Origin of the sequence: Dehalobacterium formicoaceticum, assembly GCF_002224645.1 — a bacterium.
GTDB classification, from domain to species: domain Bacteria; phylum Bacillota; class Dehalobacteriia; order Dehalobacteriales; family Dehalobacteriaceae; genus Dehalobacterium; species Dehalobacterium formicoaceticum.
In genome coordinates, this window is the sequence record NZ_CP022121.1 from 2,243,581 (window position 1) to 2,262,056 (window position 18,476).

Annotated in this window: 16 protein-coding genes and 1 pseudogene; 11 read left to right on the forward strand and 6 right to left on the reverse strand. The window is 42.1% G+C overall.

Annotation, left to right across the window (positions count from 1 at the left end; all coding sequences use genetic code 11):
- Positions 1–64 precede the first annotated feature (64 nt).
- Complete coding sequence (locus CEQ75_RS10860; RefSeq protein WP_089610567.1) at positions 65–1,891, forward strand: ASKHA domain-containing protein; 1,827 nt, start codon at positions 65–67, stop codon at positions 1,889–1,891.
- Positions 1,892–2,316: 425 nt separating this feature from the next.
- On the opposite strand, the gene CEQ75_RS10870 is transcribed toward CEQ75_RS10860, so the two are convergent.
- The 3 genes from CEQ75_RS10870 to CEQ75_RS18985 all read right to left on the reverse strand — a co-directional run bounded on the left by CEQ75_RS10870 (position 2,317) and on the right by CEQ75_RS18985 (position 4,581).
- Complete coding sequence (locus tag CEQ75_RS10870; protein WP_089610570.1) at positions 2,317–3,075, reverse strand: Crp/Fnr family transcriptional regulator; 759 nt, start codon at positions 3,073–3,075, stop codon at positions 2,317–2,319.
- A gap of 70 nt (positions 3,076–3,145) precedes the next feature.
- Positions 3,146–3,634: a signal peptidase I gene (gene lepB, locus CEQ75_RS10875; RefSeq protein ID WP_089610572.1), complete on the reverse strand. Its 489-nt coding sequence runs from the start codon at positions 3,632–3,634 to the stop codon at positions 3,146–3,148.
- A 131-nt stretch (positions 3,635–3,765) separates the two neighbouring features.
- Positions 3,766–4,581 (reverse strand): DUF6448 family protein, encoded by an 816-nt coding sequence (locus CEQ75_RS18985; protein ID WP_242965131.1) that lies wholly within the window; start codon positions 4,579–4,581, stop codon positions 3,766–3,768.
- 499 nt (positions 4,582–5,080) lie between these two features.
- On the opposite strand from CEQ75_RS18985, the gene CEQ75_RS10890 reads away from it, so the two are divergent.
- Together CEQ75_RS10890 and CEQ75_RS10895 are read left to right on the forward strand one after the other, a co-directional pair.
- Positions 5,081–5,260 (forward strand): hypothetical protein, encoded by a 180-nt coding sequence (locus tag CEQ75_RS10890; RefSeq protein ID WP_089610575.1) that lies wholly within the window; start codon positions 5,081–5,083, stop codon positions 5,258–5,260.
- Positions 5,261–5,304: 44 nt separating this feature from the next.
- Positions 5,305–6,301 (forward strand): annotated as a pseudogene (locus CEQ75_RS10895) (tyrosine-type recombinase/integrase).
- A 290-nt stretch (positions 6,302–6,591) separates the two neighbouring features.
- Here CEQ75_RS10895 and CEQ75_RS10905 read toward each other — a convergent pair.
- Positions 6,592–7,281 carry a hypothetical protein gene (locus tag CEQ75_RS10905; protein WP_089610581.1) on the reverse strand — a complete coding sequence of 230 codons (690 nt, stop codon included), beginning with the start codon at positions 7,279–7,281 and terminating at the stop codon, positions 6,592–6,594.
- 569 nt (positions 7,282–7,850) lie between these two features.
- On the opposite strand from CEQ75_RS10905, the gene CEQ75_RS10910 reads away from it, so the two are divergent.
- The 5 genes from CEQ75_RS10910 to CEQ75_RS10930 all read left to right on the forward strand — a co-directional run bounded on the left by CEQ75_RS10910 (position 7,851) and on the right by CEQ75_RS10930 (position 12,972).
- Positions 7,851–8,483, forward strand: a complete 633-nt coding sequence (locus tag CEQ75_RS10910) for a flavodoxin family protein (protein ID WP_089610583.1) — start codon at positions 7,851–7,853, stop codon at positions 8,481–8,483.
- 284 nt (positions 8,484–8,767) lie between these two features.
- Positions 8,768–9,886, forward strand: a complete 1,119-nt coding sequence (locus tag CEQ75_RS10915; RefSeq protein WP_089610585.1) for a GerAB/ArcD/ProY family transporter — start codon at positions 8,768–8,770, stop codon at positions 9,884–9,886.
- The gene (locus tag CEQ75_RS10920) at positions 9,876–11,459 is read left to right on the forward strand and encodes a spore germination protein (protein ID WP_089610587.1); all 1,584 of its coding nucleotides are present in this window, start codon (positions 9,876–9,878) and stop codon (positions 11,457–11,459) included. The genes CEQ75_RS10915 and CEQ75_RS10920 overlap by 11 nt, the downstream gene beginning before the upstream one ends.
- Before the next feature lie 6 nt (positions 11,460–11,465).
- Positions 11,466–12,731 (forward strand): Ger(x)C family spore germination protein, encoded by a 1,266-nt coding sequence (locus CEQ75_RS10925; protein WP_089610588.1) that lies wholly within the window; start codon positions 11,466–11,468, stop codon positions 12,729–12,731.
- Between the two features lie 10 nt (positions 12,732–12,741).
- Positions 12,742–12,972, forward strand: a complete 231-nt coding sequence (locus tag CEQ75_RS10930) for a hypothetical protein (RefSeq protein ID WP_089610590.1) — start codon at positions 12,742–12,744, stop codon at positions 12,970–12,972.
- Positions 12,973–12,984: 12 nt separating this feature from the next.
- Here CEQ75_RS10930 and CEQ75_RS10935 read toward each other — a convergent pair whose 3' ends face one another.
- Together CEQ75_RS10935 and CEQ75_RS10940 are read right to left on the reverse strand one after the other, a co-directional pair.
- The gene (locus CEQ75_RS10935; RefSeq protein ID WP_089610592.1) at positions 12,985–14,019 is read right to left on the reverse strand and encodes a sensor histidine kinase; all 1,035 of its coding nucleotides are present in this window, start codon (positions 14,017–14,019) and stop codon (positions 12,985–12,987) included.
- Entirely contained in the window at positions 14,012–14,689 is a 678-nt protein-coding gene (locus CEQ75_RS10940; protein WP_089610594.1) for a response regulator transcription factor, read from the reverse strand. The genes CEQ75_RS10935 and CEQ75_RS10940 overlap by 8 nt, the downstream gene beginning before the upstream one ends.
- 291 nt (positions 14,690–14,980) lie before the next feature.
- Here CEQ75_RS10940 and CEQ75_RS10945 point away from each other — a divergent pair, with 291 nt between their 5' ends.
- The 3 genes from CEQ75_RS10945 to CEQ75_RS10955 are packed head-to-tail and all read left to right on the forward strand — an operon-like array spanning position 14,981 to position 18,398.
- A complete protein-coding gene (locus CEQ75_RS10945) occupies positions 14,981–16,348 on the forward strand; it encodes an HlyD family secretion protein (protein WP_089610596.1) in 1,368 nt (455 codons plus the stop codon).
- A 2-nt stretch (positions 16,349–16,350) separates the two neighbouring features.
- Positions 16,351–17,106, forward strand: coding sequence for an ABC transporter ATP-binding protein (locus CEQ75_RS10950; RefSeq protein WP_089610598.1), 756 nt, complete (start codon positions 16,351–16,353; stop codon positions 17,104–17,106).
- A 29-nt stretch (positions 17,107–17,135) separates the two neighbouring features.
- Positions 17,136–18,398, forward strand: a complete 1,263-nt coding sequence (locus tag CEQ75_RS10955; protein WP_089610600.1) for an ABC transporter permease — start codon at positions 17,136–17,138, stop codon at positions 18,396–18,398.
- Positions 18,399–18,476 lie beyond the last annotated feature (78 nt).

Consider the following 18,476-nt stretch of genomic DNA (forward strand, 5'->3'; position numbering starts at 1 on the left):
ACTGGATATTGGGATAGAGGGACGAGGAACCTGTCCCTCTGTCCCCCATAGAAAGGAGATTGTTATGGTTAAAGTAACATTTTTACCAGCGAACAAAACAGTAAGTGTTTCGAAAGGGAGTACCATATTACAGGCCGCCATTGCTGCCGATGTCAAAGTTGAAAGCAACTGCGGCGGAAAAGGTATCTGCGGAAAATGCAAAGTACAGCTGGCCGATAGAAATCTAACTCCCATTTCCGATGCGGAAGAGAAATTCTTAAGTAAAAGTGAATTGGCGGAAGGTTTTGTTTTAGCATGCCAAAGGTATCTGGAGGAAGATACGGTAATTTCCTTACGGGAGCAAAAGGATTCTTTCAGCCGCAAAACAGGGTTAAAAAATATCACAGAAGATATTTCTCTAGAGCCCAGCATTGCAAAACATTTTCTCACTTTGAACCATCCCACCATTGAAGATCAGCTTCCTGACTGGGATAGAGTGAAGAATGCTTTACCAGTAAAAGATATTCCCTTTGATAGGTCTTTGGCATCATCCCTCCCTGGCATCTTATACAAGGCTAACTTTCAGGTTACTGCCGTTCTGGACGAAAATGAACTTTTGGCTATCGAGCCAGGTGATACCACGGACCGCTCTTTCGGCTTGGCTGTGGATATTGGGACTACTACAGTTGCTGCATATCTTATGGATCTGAATAGCGGCAGGGTGGTAGGAAACGGTGCTTTAACAAATCCCCAGCAGTTTTTCGGGGCTGATGTGATCTCTCGGATAAATCATGCTTCCCTTGGTCCTGATGCCCTCCTCCAGCTGCAGGAGAAAGTAATCGGCGGGTTGAACAGCATTATTGAGCATCTGTGTCAAGAACATCAGCTTAAGGCGGAAGAAATCTATCAAGTTACCATTGTAGGCAATACCACCATGAGCCATCTGTTTTTGGGTATTGACCCTACTTATTTAGCTCCGGCACCATTTATCCCCGTCTTTCATGAATCGGTGAAAGTGACTGCCAAGGAGCTGGGACTGAGGATCTTACCAACCGGCAAGGTAATTGTTTTGCCCATTGTGGCCGGTTATGTGGGATCAGATACCATTGGCGTAGCCCTGGCTTCAAAGATTGACCGCCTCACCGGCATTACTTTGGCCATTGATATCGGTACCAACGGAGAAATGATTCTTGCCGGCAAGGGCAAAATACTTACCTGCTCCACGGCGGCGGGGCCGGCATTTGAAGGCGCCGAGATCAAATATGGCATGCGGGCTGCGGAGGGTGCCATTGAAGGGGTAACAATTTCGGACGATGTGGAACTTAAGGTTATTGCCGATGTAAAGCCTAAGGGAATTTGCGGTTCAGGTCTGATTGATGCCATATCGGAAATGGCCAAAAGCGGGGTAATCGATGCGTCCGGCCGTATCGCAGGAGAACCGGAGGAGTTAGCAAAGCTATCTCCCCAATTACAAGCCCGTATCCGCAAAGGGGCAAACGGCGTGGAATTCGTCTTGGCCTGGGCCAAGGATTCTGGGAATGGAGAAGATATTGTTTTGATTCAAAAGGACATTAGAGAGCTGCAATTAGCCAAGGGAGCCATCATGGCCGGCATAAAAATCTTATTAAAAGAAATGGAGATTGAGGCAAATCAAATAGACCGGGTATTTTTAGCCGGAGCCTTCGGAAATTTTATTAAAAAGGAAAGTGCCCTTGGCATAAAATTATTGCCCGATCTACCCTTGGAGCGCATTATGGCGATCGGAAATGCTGCCGGAGAAGGTGCCCAGATTGCACTGATCTCTGTTGAAGAAAGAAAAAGAGCATCTGATATCGCCCGGGTGGCAAAGCATATTGAGCTTTCCAGCAGGAGGGATTTTCCAGATTTATTTGTAGAATCATTAGGTTTTTAAGGGGTCAAACAGGGGACGGTTCCTTGTTCTGATGCCGGTAAATCTTATTAACAGTAAACCGTTAAGTTAAATATCTGTGTCAAACAAAGAACCGTCCCCTGTTCTATGTTCTACCAGCTTTCTTGATGGGTGTTTTTCCACTTTCTCGGCTATCCTTGCAAGTTTCGTGTCCATTCTATCTTCACCTCCAGTGTGGAGAATGTTTCTCCTGCTTGGTTCATAACGTGCTACCGCCTTTCCTCCGTCGGCATTACCCGCCCTCATCAGTACTATGCAGTAGTCCGACTTCCTAATGCGGCATTTGACTTAGACAGCAAAATCCTGGCCATAAAAATTGCCCAGGTCCGTGGCCATTTGTAAACATGAAAATTAATTCGGGGTCGTCCAATCAGCCTTTTTCCATGTTATTCATCGTTTTTTTCTTGTTAAACCATTAACATACTTTCCAAATCAAGGATTTCAATTTTACGGTTGGAAATTTGCTTAATGTATCCTTCGTTTTCCAAATCTGACAATTTCCTGCTGATTGTTTCTGGTGTTGTTCCCAGATAGGAAGCCAGATCCTTTTTATTCATGGGTAATTCAATGATCATAGATTGATTCTCTTGACTAACACATTCAGCTAAGAAGAGTGCTATTCTGGTTTCAACCTTTTCCGTGGCAAAGCGTGTGGTCTGTTTTTCTGACTGCTCGAGCCTGTTTGAAAACGCAACCAACACTTTTAAAGAAATGGAAGGATACCTTAAGAGAAGGCTTTGAAATTCGGAACGCTTAATAGTACAAACACTAGCTTCTTCCATTGCCTCGGCATATGACTCATGTATAGTCTCGCTAAACAGAGCAAGCTCACCTGTAAAATCGCCAGGAGCCAGAATTCGAAGCAATTGTTCTTTTCCGGATTCAGAGAGTCGATATATTTTTATCCTCCCTTTATTGACAATATAAAGGGAGTCTGACATGTCTCCAGATCGGTGAAGATTTTCTCCTTTCCGGTAGGTGACGGTATGAGTAACCCTCATAATTTCGTCCATTTGATCCTTTTCCAAATGATTGAAAATCGGAACCAAGGATATGCAGGATTCATGATCCTCGTCATCTCCGTGATGATGTCCATGCTTCACATTTTTACCATTTTGGCCATGCTTTTCAACATGGTTTTGAATTCTTTTTATGATATTTAACATAAAGCATCCCCTTTTATGTTTTACATTGGTCAATAGAATTTATTTTTTCATTATGCCTAAAAAGAGGCATCTATGTCAGTACCATAATTCTGTTAAGAGGAAAAAGTATTAACTTAGCTTCTCCTAATAACTTGCTTTCCGGGATAAAAGGTTCGTTCCATTTTCTGCTATCCAGAGAATGCTCCCTGTAATCTCCAAGGAAAAAATATTCTCCTTCAGCCACCTTATAGCTTCCACTAAGGTTAAGGTGGTCTGGATAATGTACATAGGCTTCCGCCAGTTTTTCATTATTTACGGAAACCTCCCCTTCTGGGTTAATTTCAATTTGATCCTTTGGAAGACCAATTACTCGTTTCACCATAATTTCGTTGAATTCGTCCGATCGAAACACAAGAATATCCCCTCGTCCAATTTTAGATGTATCCAATATTCTGGTGGTTATGATACGGTCTCCAATTTCTATTGAGGGGTACATGGAGGCACTTGGGACAACAATTACAAAAAAGACATAATTATAGAATAAAGCGATCGCAATGAAGATGCCTGCCAGATAGCACAAAGGTTTTTAATTTTTCCCTCATTTTAAACTTCCTTTTATTTTTAATGTTTTTACAAACAGAATGCATCATTGACAATCGCCTTTCGTTTATAAAAGTCCCAATTCATAAAGCATGAATTGAGACTTTTATATTATTCTATTGGAATAATGAATGTTTGCCCAGGATAGATCATATGCGGATTGGAGATCTTATTTACATTTGCAATCTGCCGATATGTTGTATCATATTTCAATGCAATTTGCCAAAGAGTATCACCGGATTTTACAGTATAGAGAACTTCCTGGTGGCTGGCTGCTGCGTCGTGTGCATCCTCTTTTTCATGTATAGCTTCCGCTCCGTGTGCGCCATGTTCCTCTTCACCTTCTGCATACTTGAAGAATTTTACATAGGATTCAATATATTCTCTGCCAGCTTCAAGATCGTTTACATCAAAATCCTTTGAAGACATTACTTTTTCAAATCTTTCTGTAATTTCTGGCATTCTTTCATCTGGAATTAAGCCTTCTTTATTTAGCTTGTTGATTGGACTTAAGTTGCCTGCTGCTATGCTCTCATCGGCTGCTGCCACCACTTCATCCACTGGGGTTCCATAGGGTTTTAAACCATCGAAAGGTGCGCCTTCACCAGTTCTATGAACCCTGACAAGTTCACTGAAGAAATATTGCTCTGCAACTTCCTTTGCTTCGGGACTAAAATCCTTCATTTTCATAACAAGGTTGAATTTATCTTTGATCTCTTGTTCATATTGCGGTTGAATCCATTTTAATGTATAGTTGACGTTGCCGGTTTCCAATGCTTTGAATCCATCAGAAACTGTGGGCCCTTCCATTGTGTCGCAATGGGCACTTGCTGATAGGGGCATGATTACCATGATTGCCGCTGCCGCAGCAACTAACCCTAATGTTTTTGTCATTTTTGACTTTAAGCTTAAGATATCAATGCTCATTTTCTTTCCTCCTTTTAACATAATATTTTTAAATTAATTTATTGAAGATTCTTTGATGGTCTCATGATCTTTTTGTTTTTTTATGACCTCCTCTCTTGTTTATGGTTTTATTTTAGTAGTAATGAGAAGTAATATCCTTGATTAAAATCAACTTTTACTATTTTATTCTCTATTTTTTTTACTACAAATCCCCTGAGATATTAGAATTTTTCGTTTTCAGACTCATAAGAAAAACAGGGACGAGGGCACAGGTACATCGTCCCTATATCCGAACAATTAAACTTTTAAATATGCCAGTAATTCTGGATAATTGCCTAATTGGTCGAGTAGATCGAGGCCTCACAGCCTCTCACCCTCACAGAACTTATCCCGCAAAATGGGGTATCCCGACTAATTATTACAAACCCTCATCTCAAGCCCTTCCTTCACAGAAATGGCGGGATAATATTTCTTTCATTATGCTGTATATTGAAATTACTAAATTCAATAGGAGGCTCATATGAAAGACAATACTATTTTGGGAATTATCCAACAGGCATTGGCAATCTTAGAAAAAGAAGTTGGATTAGTTTTCGGATACGGCATATTACATCCACCTCTTACCGGAAAACCTCATTCGTTCATCGGCTATCGACTGAAGCCATTTCTCGGATTTGATCCCGGAGGTGCCCGAAGATGAATGAGAAACGCACCCGCTTCTTCAAATTAGTACGGGACTTTCTGATGGTATATCTCCCTGATCAAAGGGCTGTGAGCGTCAATACTATTAAGTCGTACCGTGAATGTCTCAATCAATTGTTGAGCTATATTTGCGACAGAAACGGTTTCGCTTTGGGAAAACTCAGTTTCGAATATCTTTCCAGGGAGACGGTTGAGAGCTATCTGGAGTATCTTGAAAAGGAAAGGCATTGCAGTGTTTCCACACGCAACCATCGCCTTGCATGTATCCGGTCTTTCGTTAAATATGCCAGTGTCAGGGATGTTAGTGTTCAGGCATGCGTTAATGATTTATGCACTATCCCTCAGAAAAAGGTGGCAAAGACCGCCGTCATTAAGTTCTTCAGTGAATCTGCGTTGAAAACTATACTTGAGCAGCCAGATGTCAGAACAAAAAAGGGGCTACGAAATTTGTTCTTTATGATACTGATGTATGATACTGGAGCTAGAAACCAAGAGTTGCTAGATATTAGGTTAAGTGACATCCACTTCGAAGGTAAATCTCCCTATGTTGTCATTACTGGGAAAGGTGGGAAAACGCGCTTGGTGCCAGTAATGCCCAAAACCGTTGATCATTTTAGAAAGTATGTTGGTGTCTTCCACCCTGAAGCTTCCTTTAGCAATCATCTTTTCTACATCGAACGAAAAGGGAACCGATCCGCTATGTCGCCAGACTGCTCAGAAAAGTTTGTCAAGAAATATGGTACCGCCGCGCATAACGTCAATCCAAAAGTCCCAGAGTCACTCCTGCCACATGTTTCGTCACTCTCGCAGCATGCACTTGTATAAAAGTGGGATGCCAATGGTTTTGCTGGCTGAATGGCTCGGGCATGCACAAATTTCATCAACGCTGATTTATGCGAATGCTGATACTGAAATGAAAAAAGAGGCTATCATAAAAGCTACTTCAAAATTGAACCCGTTGCTATCCAGCGAAACTACATACCTTGAATGGAAAGATGATGAGGCGTTAATCAGGCAGTTATATGGGTTAATCCAGTAAATATTATCCCGCTATTTTTATGAAGGAAGGGCTTGAGATGAGGGTTTGTAATAATTAGGCGGGATACCGCATTTTGCGGGATAAGTTCTGTGAGGGCTTGGGGCCGTAAGGCCCCGGCTACTCGATTTTGTTCTGATACCGGTAAATCTTATTAACAGTATACCGTTAAGTTAGATATCAGTGTCAAATAAAGAACAGTCCCCTGTACTACTGTTCTAGACTGTTCTAGACTGTTCTAGAAAAGTGAGAGGACAGCCAGTCTGCTGTCCACACTGTTTTTATATTTATAATTATAATTTGATTTCTTGATATCCAGATGGTATTTCAAATAAACTTTCGTCAACTGTTTCAGTCATTTCCTCAATTTTCATAGTTGTTGTGTGTTCATCTATTGTGATTGCCAGACCTGCTAAGTTATCACCATCAAAGTAGTACTTTGTCCTGCCTCCTTCAAAATTATATTCTTCATATTGTCTCTCATCACCCAAGAAATCTTCACGACCACTACCTACATATTCTAGTTTATAATCACTTAACTCATCTGGACTTGCGGGAGTTTCTTCCTCATTTTGCTGAGTATTCTCAGGCATCACTATCATAGTTTTATTTTCATGGTTAATCATATAGAGAGTATTATCTTTATTGATAATCATAGATTTATTACCATCAGAATCCATAATCATAGCGGTCATATTGTCCTTAACTGCAAGTGTTGTTTCAATTTCGCTGCTATCACCGTCTACATTCAATGTGGTTTTATATTTCATAGTATACTTGCCATTTGCCATAATTTTTTGAAAAACTTCTGAAAGCCTTTTTTCAGATGATGGTTGTTCAGTACCTTTTGGCAACTGTCCTTGAGATGAATCGTCAGTAAGCTGGCCGGAATTTTCCGTAGTAGAAGGTTCTTTATTGGAACTGCATGAAATTAATACAAGACTCATTATAAGGATTATTACAACAGCGATATTCTTTCTCATAATATTTTCCCTCCATTTCAAATTTACTGGCGGTAAGTTAATTTATGATCTACAGTGGAAAATCCATTAGTAGATCATCTCCCCATAGATTTTGCGTATTACCAATTTTTTCACAAAGATCCTCACAAAGATTCTTTCTCCTATATACTTCTGTTAAATGATTTAAACCAGAGATTACTCACAGCGTTTGGAATGACTATGGAGAGCAGTTGGAACACATTACATATGTATATCTGAGATAAGATAATATATTTGCTAAAAAATCCTAATTTCCTTCTCCTTTCCTAAATTTTTTGGAGAAAACTCTTTTTTTTTCAGAAAGAAGTTCACTGTTCTCATATTATAGCTTTTGTTTCAATCATTCCTCCAAAACATTATGGAGAGGATTTTTGATGCTATGTTCCAATTTTCAGACTCAATAAGGCAATAAGGGTTGCCTGATGCAGGAAAAATAACATTAGTGAAGAAAATAAAACTAAGATCAAAACTATCAATTTAACTAAGATCAATTCAGCTGTCACAGTTATTATCATTATCTTAAAAATTAAAATACCAAAGGAGCGAGCATTATGAAGGTAGTTGCCTTTAACGGCAGTCCGAAAAAAGACGGTAATACGGCCTGTGCATTGAAAATTATCGGCGAGGAACTAGTTAATAACGATATTGATTTTGAAATAGTGCAGGTAGGGGACAAAAATATTAGGGGATGTATTGGCTGTTTTTTGTGTATGAAAAACAAAGACGAAAAATGCGCTCTTAATGATGAAGTTAATGATTGGATCCAAAAAATGAAATCAGCTGATGGGATCATTCTTGGTTCACCGGTTTACTTTTCCGGAATTTCCGGCACCATGAAATGCTTCCTTGACAGGGCCATGTATGTTGTTTCAGCTAATGACAGAATGTTAAGGCATAAGGTAGGTGCAAGCTTTGTTGCGGTTAGACGCTCGGGCGGAGTAACCACAGTTAACGGTTTAAATCAATATATCACTTATGCGGAAATGATCATGCCTACCTCAAACTATTGGAATGTTATTTATGGAGCCGCCCCGGGTGAAGCGGAAAATGATATGGAAGGAAAACAGATTGCCCGAATTCTGGGCAAAAACATGGCTTGGTTGATTAAAGTAATTGATGCGGGGAAAAAAGCTATCCCAATACCTGAAAAGGAACCAAAGGAACGAATGAGTTTTATCCGGTAACTATTTACTCCTAACTATTCGAAGATATAAGCCAAAAAACGCTGACTCACATGTGTTCCATGTGAGTCAGCGTTTTTAAAGTGTCCTGTTCCTGTTATTTGAGTTTTTTATAAAAAGTGTCATAGTTCGTATATTGAAGCGCAGGGACAATGTACCTGTCCCCCTGTCCCCCCCTGTCCCCCTTGACGCCCCTTAAATAATTACGACCTAGACTTTACCAAAATTAAGTATATTATGCCTAAATTGGAAAAGATAATAGAAATATCTTTATCTAGGAGTATGAGATGCTGGAACCAGGAAAAATAACACCCAGCCAAGCTGGGTTCTTAATGATATTAACTGTTTTGGGTACCGCCAATTTGACTATGCCGGCTGTTACCTCATGGTTTGCCGGTATGGACGCCTGGATGACCATAATTCTGGGATTTTTTCTTAACATTTTATTAATTTGGGTGATAGACCGAATATGCAAGACTTTCCCGAAAAAAAGCAGCATAAGTATGATCAGTCATATTAATCATATTACGGGAAGGTACTTGGGCACCCTAATTGTCTTAGGTTATTTAAGCTTTTTGATTTTTGATGAAGCTGTCATTACCAGGTCGGTGTGCGAGTTTCTCCTAATTAGTTTTATGCCGGACACTCCTATTGAAGTATTTATTATTATTATGCTCTTCTTAAGTGCCATGGTAGTAAGGGCAGGGCTGGAAGTATTAGCGCGCACAGCTACCTTTATTATCCCTATATTTCTCATATCCTTTGGGGTTCTTTTAGTATTGTTAATCGGGGAAATGGATCTTGCCACCCTGCTGCCTGTCTTTGATGGAGGCATTAAGCCTATTATCTATGGGTCTCTTTTTCCTGCTATTTGGCAGGGGCAATTTGTTTTAATGCTCTTTATTTGGCCTTATTTAAACAGGCCGGAAAAAGGATTTAGATCCATGCTGCTGGCAGCTGTATCATTACTGTTCATCATGCTATCTATTACCATAGTTGCCACCGCCATCTTAGGGCCATTGACCTCTCATTTGCACTTTCCTACCTTTACTATCGTAAGTTATATGGAAATCGGATTTTTAACCAGATTGGATGCAATTTTTATGGCGGTATGGATCGCGGGGGCCTTTATAAAAATCAGCATGTTTTATTATGTGATCTGTCTCTTAATAGGAGAGCTTTTTGGGATCAAGGAATATAAATGTCTAGTTTATCCTGTTGGTTTAATCATAGGGGCTATGGTAATTATGATTGCTCCTAATATGGCTGACTTTTGGAGTTTGTTTACTAATGTAGAGATTCCCATTGACTTGTTATTTGAATATTTAGTTCCTTTTGGATTATTAGGTGTGATTTATCTCAGAGGTCTGCACAAGAAGAAAAGAGGAGAACAGGATGGTGCTTAAAAAGATTAAAGAAAAACTAAAGGGAATCCTGAACCGGGATAAGACTGAGGCAAAGAGGGAGGAGGGAAAAAAGTTTCTCCTTCAAAGCTTGGCGGAAAACGAGAAATATTTCCGGGATATATTTAGCAAGTGCTCTGATGTTGTCTTTAGGACTTTCGAAATCCCTACTCCGAAAAGCACACGGGTCTTAATTATTTATTTGGACGGGATGAGCAGTTATTTGGTAGGTGAAGGAGTGGTCAGGTCTTTAATGGCCCGATACTTAGATGAAAAAAATGATGGGGAAGAACCACCCATGGAGCATGTGCAGAAACATGTCATTTCTATACCGGAAATTAAGCCGGAAAAGGAATTGATCAAGCTTGTTGATTCTGTGCTTTCCGGTGATGTAGTACTAATCATTGATGGAGAGCCCGAAGGACTTATCATCAGTTCTCGAGGCTGGCAGTCCCGGTCGGTCTCGGAACCTCAGGCGGAACCTCTGGTACGGGGACCCCGGGACGGATTTACGGAAAATATTCGTACCAATACAGCATTAGTGCGCCGCCGCATCAAAAGTTCCCGGTTAAAGCTGGAGTCCCTAGAGCTGGGGGCACTTACCAAAACAAGCATTGCTATTTTTTATATTGAAGGAATTGCCGATGAAAAGGTCGTGGAAGAAGTCAAACGCCGTATTCTGCGGATCAAGACAGACAGCATTTTGGAATCCGGCTACTTGGAGCAATTTATCGAAGACGATCCTTGGTCTGCTTTTCCTCAAGTGGATGTAACGGAACGACCGGATAAGGTGTGCGGCAATCTGCTGGAGGGACGGGTAGCAATTCTGGTAGATAATACTCCCTTCGCCCTTCTTGTTCCGGTACTATTTATGCAGTTTCTTCAAACACCGGAAGATTATTATATGAGACCACATCAGGCCACCTTTTTAAGGCTGCTGCGCCTGGTTACTTTGAATATTGCCTTGTTATTTCCCTCTTTTTATATTGCTATTACCACATTTCATCAGGAAATGCTGCCTACTCCTTTGCTGATTTCCATTGCCCAAGCCCGGGCAGGTGTACCTTTTCCCGCCTTGGTAGAAGCATTATTGATGGAATTTGCCTTTGAAATTGTCCGGGAAGCCGGGATTCGTTTACCCCGACCGATGGGCTCGGCTGTTTCTATTGTGGGTGGTTTGGTGGTGGGTCAAGCCGCCGTATCCGCCGGATTAGTGTCACCGGCCATGTTAATTGTGGTAGGACTGACTGCCATGGCCACATTCTCACTACCAACAGCTCATGCCACGGAAGCCATTCGTTTATTGCGTTTTCCCATTATGCTTTCAGCGGCAAGTCTGGGGCTTTTCGGAGTGATGGCAGTTTTACTGTTACTCTTAATTCATCTTTGCTCATTAAGATCTTTCGGTGTGCCATATTTATCACCCATTACACCTCTTACTGTGAGTGATTTGAAAGATGTACCTATCAGGGCACCTTGGTGGGCAATGTTAAAACGTCCCCGGTTAATCGGATATAAAGAACCACAGCGGCAGGATTTTGGGCAGATGCCCCGACCGCCCAAAGAAAGAGAGTAAAAAAAGTTGAGTAAAAAAGTTATGAGAAGATTATTATTAATGATGCTCTTATTAATGCTGATCTTTGTCTCCGTCGGCTGTGGGAGTAAAGTTGAAGTGGAAGATCTGGCCATTGCCACGGCCATTGGTATTGACAGGGTTTCCCAAAACGACCAAAGTGAGACCTTGTTTTCTGTACGGGTCCTAAAATCGAGAAATGCCGGGGGGCAAGGCTCCAGTGGATCCGGCGGGGGTTCCGGGGGAGCGTCAGGGGGACAAACCGAGGGATGGATGAATTTCGCAAAAGGAAACAGTATGGACGATGCCAAAAGAAATCTGGCTACGACCACCGCGAAAAGACTTTTTCTGGGACACTCCCGCATGATAGTGCTGGGAGAAGAAAAAGCAAGAGATGGTGTAGGGGATATTATTGACTTTCTCTTCAGAAATGAGGAAATCAGGCTGAGAAACTGGCTTCTGGTTGCATCGGGTGGAACAGCTGTGGATTTTTTTAGTATTTCTCCGGAATTGACCAGTACCTTTTCGGAAGAAGTAAATGATCTTCTTACGTTAAGTGCCTCCCGGGTTTCAAAATCCTATGCTGTTGATTTAAAAGGTTTTTTGACTGACTTGGCTACTCCCGGTAAAGAGGCTGTACTTCCTTTACTGGAGATAAGAACGCTGCCTGCTGATGATTCCTCTTCCCAGGAAGGCAGCGCACCTAAGCCAAAAAAAAATGTTCGTTTGAAAGGGCTGGCTGTTTTTAAAGGAGATAAAATGATCGGAAAGCTGGAGGACACGGAAACAAAAGGTTTTCTTTGGGTTATAGGAGAAGCACAAAGCGGTACCCTCACATTTCCCGTGAAAAATTCGGGAACAAAAGAACCTGTCCAGGTATCAGTGGAAATGACCCGGGCAAAGTCAAAAATTGAAACGGAAATTGTTCAAGGAAAACCGGTTATTAATGTAAAGATTGATGCAGAAGGAAATCTGGGTGAGTTTTCCGATAATTATGCCGCTATTACATCCCAGGATATTGCACAGGTGAATCAGGGCTATGCAGAAACTATCAGAAAAGAAGTGATGCCGGTCATAAGTAAGTGCCAAAAGGATTTCGCATCGGATATTTTTGGTTTTGGTAGTGTCCTCCATCGTCAACAAGCAAAGTATTGGAAAGAAAACAACTTAAAGAAAAATTGGCAGTCGATGTTCCCCCAGGTTGAGGTCAAGGTAGACGTGAAGGCCAATGTGCGCCGCACAGGTCTTTCTACAGACAGTATTAAGGTTGAATAAGGTGATATAAATGGAGACAGCAGGTTTATTTGTAATAATTGTTATCATCGGTGCTTTGGAAGCACCCCGTTTGATAAAAGAAAAAATGTGGAAGGAATTGGGGGTTTTTTCCTTGCTTTTACTGACGGGAGCAACCTTAGCTATTGTTATGATCATGGATATTACTTTTCTAAATCCTGTAAAAGTATTGGAAAAAGTGTTTACTCCAGTAGGTAAATGGATCGAACAGGTTTTAACCTGATAACTGTCCCGCTTATTGCGGCAGCGTCACTGTAAACAATGAACCCACGCCTGATTGGCTTTCAACTTTAATACTGCCGCCATGCAAATCAACGATACGTTTAACAAGGGATAATCCAAGGCCGTTGCCCTCAGAGGCTCTGGACCTATCACCTTGATAGAATTTTTCAAAGATATGTTTTTGCACCTCTGTCGAAATACCAATGCCCGTATCACCAATCTTGACCGTAACATTATCTTCAGAGGCCGTCAAGGACAGGGATATTTCCCCCCGGGGGGGAGTGAATTTAATCGCGTTACCTAAAAGGTTCAGCCATACCTGCATCAGGATTTCTTCATTTCCGCGAAAAACAACGGGTTCAAGCTCAATATTTAAATTTAATTCATTTTTGCTCCATTGAGCTTCCAAGAGCAACAATGCTTGCCGCAGCTGCTCATCTAAGCGAAAGCTGTCCTTTTCTGCAAAGAGCTCCTGGTTTTCAAGCTTGGAGATTTTTAAGATATTGCTGGATAGGGCAGATAACTGCCGGGCGCTTTCAATAATCATTTGCAGATATTCCTCATGTTCCTCCGGTGTCAGGGCGGTTTCTCTCAGCAGGGTGGCATATCCTTCAATCGCTGCAATCGGCGTTTTTAATTCATGGGAAACGTTGACCACAAAATCAGTGCGTAGGGTTTCGATGCTATTCAGCTCCTGTACCATGATATTAAAATTTCTTGCCATTTCTTCTAATTCATCAATGCGGTGCACCTCTTCCAATTTGACATTAAAATTACCTTTGGCCACCTCTTTTATGGCTTTGATGAGATTGGTAATTGGTGTTAAAGTTCTTCTGCTCACCAGTACCGTGATGAATGTGCCGATGGCAACGCTGGTAAATAAAAAGGATAAGATTGGAATGACTGGATGGCGGTCCTTCAGTGAAATCAAGTCAAAGTGCACGACCAGCAGGGCGAGCAAAAAAATGGTCAGGGAGGAGAGCAGGATGATCAGAAAAACTGATAGTACATGGGCTGCCCATAAGCTTAAAATTCTCTTTTTAATCATGGCACCTTACCGCTTTATAGCCCAGACCCCGCACGGTAACGATCTCAAAATCCCCGGAATCTTTAAATCTTTCCCGCAAGCGATTAATATGCACATCCACAGTGCGTTCATCTGTTTCTGAATCCATGCCCCAAATTTCATCCATCAGCTGCTGCCTGGTGAAAATCTTATTGGCATAAGAAATGAGTTTGAACAATAAATAAAATTCTTTTTGCGGAAGAATGAAACTCTGCCCGTTTTGATATACAGTCAAAGAATCATAATCCAAAATGGTGTTTCCGCAGGTAAGCTTGCGTTCATTAGCAATCCGGGCGCGGCGGAGCAATGCGCCCACCCGTAAAATCATTTCATTGACATCAATTGGTTTTACCATATAATCATCTGTGCCCACCAAAAAACCTCTCTCTTTATCATCAAAACTCTCTTTGGCCGTGACCATCAAAATTGGCAAATGATGCTTTGTTTCCCATAGCATCTTGGTGAGTTCATAGCCATCCATGTTGGGCATCATAATGTCCGAAATAATTAGATCGATATATTCTTGATCCAAAATTTCAAGGGCGGCCAGGCCATCTTCCGCTCCAATGGCATGGTAGCCGTTTTTTGTTAAGACGGTACATAGGAGCCGGCGTAATTTTTTGTCATCTTCAACGACGAGTATATTAAACATATCTTACTTCTTCCTCCCCCTGGCACTATGATTTAATTATAGTGTTTCCCCGTGTCTTGCGCAATGAAAAGGAGCCGGTAAGTGAAAACCAGCTTGGCATCAGTATAGCCCAGTAATATGAACTGAATATAAACTTCTGAAAAAAATTCACGACTGCCTGGAGATCTGTTTTCTGTTCAGTTAATATTCAGTTCATATTAGGGTGTTATGCTTATTTAATCAGCGCCAAAGATTCATAGACTTTAAAATCATCCAATAAGGTTAAAGGTTAAAAGATTAATAGGAGGACATATGGTGAAAAAATTAAAGAACCCAAAGAAATCAATCATTATAGGTGTCGTAATACTTGGTATCATTGGCATTAGCATCATCGGGATCAGAACATTTTCGGCAGCAGGGGGCAGCAAGGCAGACCAGGTGCTGCATACCGTACTTGCTAAAAGGGAGTTGGTCAATAGTATCAGTGTCTCCGGTAATATCGAAAGCCAAAATGTGCAGCATGTTTATTCTACCTTGAATTATCTTGTAGAAGAAATCAATGTGAGTATCGGAGATCAGGTTAAGAAGGGGGATACGTTAGCCAAGCTGGATACATCAACCTTGGAATTGGATATTGCCCAGCAGCGCGATGCTTTAAATAATTCCTCAAAAACCTCCGGCATTGAACTGGAAAACAAGAAACGCATCTACCAGGATCTGAAAAGCCAGTACGAAGCCGGTTTAAATGCTGAGATAATTAATGGGGAGAACAGCGTCAAAACTGCAGAGACCGACCTCGGGTCCAAGCGAAAAACCTACGAAAGCAATAAAATATTACTTGAAGGCGATACGATTTCAAGACAGGAATTCGATCAGTCGGAAACTAGCTATAATGCGGCCGTAATTGCCTATGATCGGGCAGTAGCCTCTCTAAAATCAACAAAAACAAAAATCGAGCAGGAGATAAAAACCGCCGAGGCTAACATGAGCATTGCCCAATCCAATAAGGATAATGACAGTCAGCTGATCGCCCTCCAAAAGCTAGAAAAGAATCTTAGTGATGCTAAGATCAAAGCACCCATCGATGGTACGGTGACAGGGGTGTATGCTGTGGAAGGCTCTCCCGGCAGCGGCTTGCTTTTTGTCGTTGAAGATACAAAAAATCTGATGATTACCACCTACGTCAAAGAATATGACTCCGGGCAGGTCCATCCGGGACAGATGGTCAGGATTAAATCAGATGCCACCGGGGATCAGGTTATTAATGGTAAAGTAATTAAGATCGCCCCGGCTTCAACTAAAAACGCCGCCGGAAATATTGATACTTCCGGTACTGTGGAATTTGAAACAGAGGTATCCATCTTGGATGATCACCCTGAATTGAAAATTGGGATGAATACGCGCCTGAATATTGTGCTGGAAGAAAAGCAGGGTGTTTTCGCGGTGCCTTATGATGCAGTTACCACCAATAGTGCCGGAGAAACCATTATCTATATTGTCGCCGACGAGAAGGGCAAGCAAATTGTCAAAGAAGCTGTCGTGAAAACGGGGATGGAAACAGATCTCTACACGGAGGTATCCGGAGCCGAGTTAGCAGAGGGCGTGATCGTGGTCAATAATGCAGCCGGTGTGCAGCCGGGGGATATCGTTGATTTGTCGGCACCAAGGGGAAGGAGATAAGTATGGGGGGCGAGTTAAGCGAATCAAATGAGATCATGATTGATGTGCGTGATCTGGTCAAGAAATTTTATATTGGGACACCAAACGAACTGCTGATTTTGAAAAATATCTACCTGACGGTCAAAAAAGGGGAATTCATCTCAATTGTGGGTGCTTCCGGATCCGGGAAAAGCACACTGATGAATATCATCGGCGCACTGGATCGTCCCACCTCGGGAGAATATTTTTTGGATGGTGTCCCCATCCAGGATATGTCCAATAACGAGCTTTCCGACATCCGTAACAAAAAGATCGGGTTTGTCTTTCAGACCTTTAATCTCATACCCAGAAATTCAGCATTAAAGAATGTGGAATTACCCATGCTTTATGCAGGAGTTGGCAGAAAAGAAAGAAGGGAACGGGCGGAAGAATTGCTGGAGCTGGTGGGGATGAATGATCGCATGGATCATTTGCCTAATGAGCTTTCGGGGGGACAAAAGCAGCGGGTTGCCATATCACGGGCTCTGGCTAATGATCCGGCCATTTTATTGGCGGACGAACCCACGGGAGCGCTGGATTCTGAGACCGGAAGAAAGGTCATGGAGCTCTTTCATGAAGTTCATGAGGCCAAAGGAACCACCATTATTCTTATCACCCATAACCAGGAATTGGCCATGGAGACACAGCGCATCGTGACGATCAAAGACGGCAGGATTATTGAGGCAGAGGCAGAGGCAGAAGCAGAAGCCAATCGGAAGCTGACAGCTGACCATGGTTGAAAGGGGTTAAAGGGAAGGAATGAATAATAATGAATATCACTGAAAATATTATGCTGGCTTTTGCGGCACTGAAAGCAAATAAAATGCGGGCCATGCTGACCATGCTGGGCATCATTATCGGTATCGCATCGGTGATCGCTATTGTCACCGTAGGTAATTCACTTTCCTCCTCCATTACCTCAACCATGGAAGAGATGGGAGCCAATTCGATTATGGTCAGCGTCAGAGAGCGGGGCGGGGAAGAATTCAACCGTATGCCCGGCTCTGCTACCGCAATGCCGGAAGAGAGCGATCTTTTAACCGAGGAGGATATCGAAAGTTTTAACGAAAGATTCAGCGACAAAGTGGAAACCATCAGCCTGTCCCATGGGGTGGGATCGGCCAAGGCCCAGGAGGGGCGATTGTATGCTAACGTAAGTGTTTCGGGGGTTAATGAAGGATATGGAATGGCAAATAATGTTGAACTGCTTTCAGGACGGTTTATCGCTGAGCGGGATGTAAGATCAGCAAAAAAAGTTGCCGTGGTGTCTGATAAACTAGTCGGCAACATCTTCCCGACGGGGGTGGATCCTCTAGGCCAAGAGGTCAAAATATATTCTGACAGCATCGAGACCTACACCATTATTGGCGTCTATAAGTATGAAACGAATGCCTTTATGCCTGTTGCCTCTGCGGAACAAGATATCAACACCGACCTTTATATTCCTATCAGCTTGGCAAAGCAGGATGCTTCAATCAAGAATTATCAGTCCTTTATCGTCGTATCAAAAACAGGTATGGATACCGCTTTTCTTACAGAGGATATCAAAAATTATTTTTCCCGGGTCTATGAAAACAACACCAAGTGGGAAGTCGGTGTCATGAACATGGAAAGCACCATCTCATCCATGACCTCCATGCTGGATACGGTTTCTCTGGCCGTTTCAGTCATTGCCGCCATCTCCCTTTTAGTGGGGGGGATTGGTGTCATGAATATTATGCTGGTTTCAGTCACCGAGCGTACCCGGGAGATTGGCACCAGAAAGGCTCTGGGGGCGAGAAATTCTCATATTAAGCTTCAGTTTATTGTAGAATCTGTGATTATTTGTATCATCGGGGGGATCATCGGTATTATCTTGGGACTGTTCCTGGGTTTATTAGGCGCCTCACTTCTGGGATATCCTGCAGCGGCTTCTCCCGGGGTTATTCTTTTAAGTGTTTCCATAACCATGGTGATTGGCGTGTTTTTTGGGTACTACCCTGCTAATAAGGCGGCGCAGCTTGATCCCATAGAGGCGCTGCGCTATGAATAATGATTAGTTTCTTCCATATTATTGTCATGTATTTGCCATGTAAATCAAATCATATTGTGTATTACCTAGTCATTAAGC